The organism is Sphingobacterium sp. UT-1RO-CII-1, assembly GCF_026711005.1.
GTDB lineage: Bacteria > Bacteroidota > Bacteroidia > Sphingobacteriales > Sphingobacteriaceae > Sphingobacterium.
On record NZ_JAPPVJ010000030.1, the window covers coordinates 1 to 572 of the forward strand.

The 572-nt window shown below is 37.8% G+C and carries 2 protein-coding genes; both read right to left on the reverse strand.

All coding sequences use genetic code 11. From position 1 onward, the window contains the following. Positions 1-7: 7 nt before the first annotated feature. A complete protein-coding gene (locus ORI89_RS19205; protein ID WP_268232143.1) occupies positions 8-319 on the reverse strand; it encodes a hypothetical protein in 312 nt (103 codons plus the stop codon). Continuing rightward, the coding region (locus ORI89_RS19210; protein ID WP_268232144.1) for a hypothetical protein at positions 312-572 on the reverse strand (261 nt) is incomplete at its 5' end. The genes ORI89_RS19210 and ORI89_RS19205, both read right to left, overlap by 8 nt.

Sequence of the window (572 nt, forward strand, 5' to 3'; positions counted from 1 at the left end):
TACATTATCATTTTAAGCCTCCTTTCAAGTCTTCATACAAGTAGTTAAACCCATCTACGAATGCGTCAATCTCCGACATGTTGTAATGTCCGTCGCCTGCCATTTCATTTGCAAACTGCCTTGCTGCCTCCTCTTCGGGTAGTTCTATTTCTTCTAACCAATGAGTTACATTATTTTTACTCCATTCGTCTTCATCGGTGAAAATAGAGTAGTAAAAATCAGCATGAGAAAATAAACTATCGTTTACAATAACACCATAAGACCCCCCTTTTTTTGGCAGCCGTTCGCTTACAGGAACCTTTATAAATACACTAGCCATTACTATTCTCCTTTCCTAAAGCCCTAGCAATTTCATAAGGATCATCACTATTTAAAGCTTCCCATAATTCCTCAGTCAGTTCCTCTACTTCTTCAAGGGAATCACCTTTGTTTTCACCACCTAAATAGGTGAGCTTCCAATTTTCGGTATATTCCTTTTCACCTATGACGACCTTCTTTGTCCATCCTGTTGGTGTTATTTCTATGATTACTTTGTTATCCATAGTTTCTTTCTCTTTTAGTAAATAGGGGGT